Annotated in this window: 3 protein-coding genes; 2 read left to right on the plus strand and 1 reads right to left on the minus strand. The window is 71.7% G+C overall.

Annotation, left to right across the window (positions count from 1 at the left end; all coding sequences use genetic code 11):
- Positions 1 to 93: 93 nt before the first annotated feature.
- Positions 94 to 1,020, minus strand: a complete 927-nt coding sequence (locus ACFT55_RS19655) for a sulfurtransferase (RefSeq protein WP_380245535.1) — start codon at positions 1,018 to 1,020, stop codon at positions 94 to 96.
- 405 nt (positions 1,021 to 1,425) lie between these two features.
- Here ACFT55_RS19655 and ACFT55_RS19660 point away from each other — a divergent pair, with 405 nt between their 5' ends.
- Positions 1,426 to 1,965: a nucleoside deaminase gene (locus ACFT55_RS19660; RefSeq protein ID WP_380245536.1), complete on the plus strand. Its 540-nt coding sequence runs from the start codon at positions 1,426 to 1,428 to the stop codon at positions 1,963 to 1,965.
- Positions 1,966 to 1,995: 30 nt separating this feature from the next.
- Positions 1,996 to 3,486: an NCS2 family permease gene (locus tag ACFT55_RS19665; RefSeq protein WP_380245537.1), complete on the plus strand. Its 1,491-nt coding sequence runs from the start codon at positions 1,996 to 1,998 to the stop codon at positions 3,484 to 3,486.
- The last annotated feature ends 82 nt before the right edge of the window (positions 3,487 to 3,568 follow it).

Here is a 3,568-nt window from a genome sequence, read left to right on the forward strand (position 1 = left end):
GTAGTGGGCAAAGACCACTACCTCGTCGCGGGGAGAGCTACTTCGGCAGGTTCGGCACTACCTCGGCGGATGTGCGGTCGCGGCGGGGACGGGTCAGGCGGCCTGGCGCTGCTTGACGCCGGCGGGGACCTCGCCCGGCTCGGTGCCCGCGACGATCGGCACGCGCACCGCGTTGCCCCACTCCGTCCAGGAACCGTCGTAGTTGCGCACGTCGTCGATGCCGAGCAGGTAGCGCAGCGCGAACCAGGTGTGGCTGGAGCGCTCGCCGATGCGGCAGTACGTGACCACGGAGTCGCCCTCGGTGAGGCCCAGGCCGCCGTCCTGGTAGATGGCCTCGAGCTCGGCCCGCGGCTTGTAGGTGCCGTCCGCGGCCACCGCGGTGGCCCAGGGGACGTTGCGGGCCGAGGGGATGTGGCCGCCGCGCAGCACGCCCTCCTCCGGGTAGTCCGGGATGTGGAGGCGCTCGCCGGAGAACTCCTGCGGGGAGCGGATGTCGACCAGCGGACCGTTGCCGAGGTGGGCGAGCACGTCCTCCTTGAAGGCGCGGAACGTGGTGTCGTCGCGCTCGACCACCGGGTAGGTGCCGCGGGCGGGGGAGGGGACGTCGGTGGTGAGCTCGCGGCCCTCGGCGACCCACAGGTTGCGGCCGCCGTCGAGCAGGCGCACGTCCTCGTGCCCGAACAGGGTGAAGACCCACGCGGTGTACGCGGCCCACCAGTTGTTCTTGTCGCCGTACAGGACGATGGTCGTGTCCCGGGAGATGCCGCGGTCGGCGAGCAGGTCGGCGAAGCCGGCGCCGTCGAGGTAGTCGCGCTCGACCGGCTGCAGCAGGTCCGTGTGCCAGTCGATCTTCACCGCGCCGGGGATGTGGCCGGTCTCGTACAGCAGGACGTCCTCGTCGGACTCCACGACCACGAGGCCCGGGGCGTCGAGGTTCTCGGCGAGCCACGACGTCGTCACGAGGCGCTCGGGGTGCGCGTACTCGGCGAGGCGGGGTGTCGGGTCGGTGGGTGCGGGCATGGTTCCTCCATCGGTGCGGCGGCCGGACGTCGTGGCCACTCTAGGAACACCGCGACCGGCGAGGACAGTCCGCGTCCATCATGTGGGACCACGATGCGAGACGCATGGATCAAGCCTCGAAAGACCGCGATGCGGAAGGATGATTCCGAAACTCTTGTACCGCGCCCCGCCTGGGTGTAGCGTCGCGAATGCCTAAGGCGGGCCCGGGCCGTGCGGACGTCGACGTCGACTCCCGCGCGGTGGTCGACGAGATCGATCCGACACCGGCAGCTATCTACCAGGCGGCATGAAGGACAACTCGCCTGCAGCGGCCCGCCGAGCACCCGGTCCCGCACCGGACCCGGTGCGGCGCCGACGAACCCGTGGTGTGCCCGGGGGTCGCTGCCCGACCCGTGGAGACTCACCATGGACCGCAATGCCGTGATCAGCACCCAGCCAGTCCGCACGGCCGTCCCCGTGGACGCAGCACACCTCGAGAAGGCCGTCACCCTGGCCGTCGACAGCGTGGCGAACGCGGGCGGCCCCTTCGGAGCCGTGATCGTCACCCGTGACGGCCGCGTCGTCGAGGGCAACAACCGCGTCACCCAGGACAACGACCCCACCGCCCACGCCGAGGTCACCGCCATCCGGCGAGCCTGCGCCGAGCTGGGCACGTTCGACCTGTCCGGGGCCGTCCTGTACTCCAGCTGTGAGCCGTGCCCGATGTGCCTCGCGTCCGCCCTGTGGGCGCGCGTGGACGCCGTCTACTTCGCCGCGGACCGCCACGACGCGGCCGCCGCCGGGTTCGACGACGCCGCGTTCTACGACTTCTTCGCCGCCCGCCTGCTGGACGCGCCCGAGACCCGGGCCGCAGGCGAGGTCATGACGGTGCGCCACGAGCGCACCGACAGCGCCCTCGCGCCTTTCGACGCGTGGCGCGTCCTCGACACCCGCATCGACTACTGACTCGCAGCGGGCCGGAAAGGACACAAGGACGTGACCATCCTGGGAACCCGGCGGGACACCGCCGAGAACGACGAGACGCCCACCACCGGCACCCGGCGCGGCGCGCTGGACCGGCTGTTCAGGATCACCGAGCGAGGCTCCACCACGGGACGCGAGATCCGTGGCGGCCTGGTGACCTTCTTCGCGATGGCGTACATCGTGATCCTCAACCCGCTCATCCTCGGCGGCACCAGTGCCGAGAACGCCCCGACCGACGTCGCCGGCGGCTGGCTCGCGACCGCCCAGGTCGGCGCCGTCACCGGCCTCGCCGCGGGCGTGCTGACCATCCTGTTCGGCGTCGTCGCGAACCTGCCGTTCGCCCTCGCTGCCGGCCTGGGGATCAACTCGTTCCTCGCTGTCGCCGTGGTCGGCGACGTGACCTGGCCCGAGGCGATGGGCCTCGTGCTCATCAACGGTCTGCTCATCGTGCTGCTCGCCGTCACCGGCGCCCGGTCGGCGATCTTCAACGCCGTCCCGCGCCAGCTGAAGGCGGCCATCACGGTCGGCATCGGCCTCTTCATCGCGTTCATCGGCTTCGTCGACGCCGGTTTCGTCACCCGCACCCCGGCCGGCCCGCCGGTCCAGCTCGGCGACGGAGGCTCGATCACCACCGTCCCGACGATGATCTTCGTGCTCGGGCTGCTGCTCATGGGCGTCCTCGTGTCGCGGGGGGTCAAGGGTGGCTTGCTGATCGGCCTGGTCGCGACGACTGTCGTCGCGGTCGTGGTGGAGGCGGTGCTCCGGCTCGGCCCCGCCGGCGCCGACAACCCGGGCGGCTGGCACCTGTCCGTGCCCGCGCTGCCCGGCTCGCTGGTGTCGGTGCCCGACCTGTCGCTGCTCGGCCAGTTCAGCTTCGGCGCCTTCGACCGCATCGGCGCGCTCGCGGCGACGATGCTCGTGTTCACCCTGTTCTTCACGAACTTCTTCGACGCGATGGGCACGATGACGGGTCTCGCGAAGCAGGGCGGGCTCGCCGACGCCGACGGGAACTTCCCGCGGATCAAGTCGGCGCTGGTCGTCGAGGGCGTCGGCGCGGTCGTCGGCGGCGCCTCGTCGTCGTCGTCGAACACGGTGTTCGTGGACTCGGCGGCAGGTGTCGGCGAGGGGGCCCGCACCGGGCTGGCGTCGGTCGTGACGGGCGGGCTGTTCCTGGTCGCCATGTTCCTCACGCCGCTCACCGCCGTCGTGCCGATCGAGGTCGCCAGCGGCGCGCTGGTCGTGGTCGGCGCGATGATGATGCGAGAGATCAAGGAGATCGACCTGGGTGACTTCTCCGTCGCCCTGCCGGTGTTCCTCACGGTCGTGACCATGCCGCTGACGTACTCCATCGCCAACGGCATCGGGATCGGCTTCATCACCTGGGTGCTGCTGCGGTTCGCCTGCGGCAGGGTGCGCGAGGTGCACCCGCTGCTGTGGGTGGTCGCGGCCGGCTTCCTCGTGTACTTCGTGCGCGGCCCGCTCTCGGCGGCGCTCGGCGCCTGACGGCACCGTCGGGGGGGGGGGCCCGCCGGCGGGGGGCGGGGGGGCCGGGGGGGGGGGGGCCGGTCCGCAGTCGCCCGGCACC

Origin of the sequence: Isoptericola sp. NPDC057191 (assembly GCF_042670225.1) — a bacterium.
GTDB lineage: Bacteria > Actinomycetota > Actinomycetes > Actinomycetales > Cellulomonadaceae > Isoptericola.

What these genes read in the sequence shown, in the direction of transcription:
- ACFT55_RS19655 (WP_380245535.1), bottom strand. Translation starts at nt 1,020, where the DNA reads ATGCCCGCACCCACCGACCCGACACCCCGCCTCGCCGAGTACGCGCAC.
- ACFT55_RS19660 (WP_380245536.1), top strand. Translation starts at nt 1,426, where the DNA reads ATGGACCGCAATGCCGTGATCAGCACCCAGCCAGTCCGCACGGCCGTC.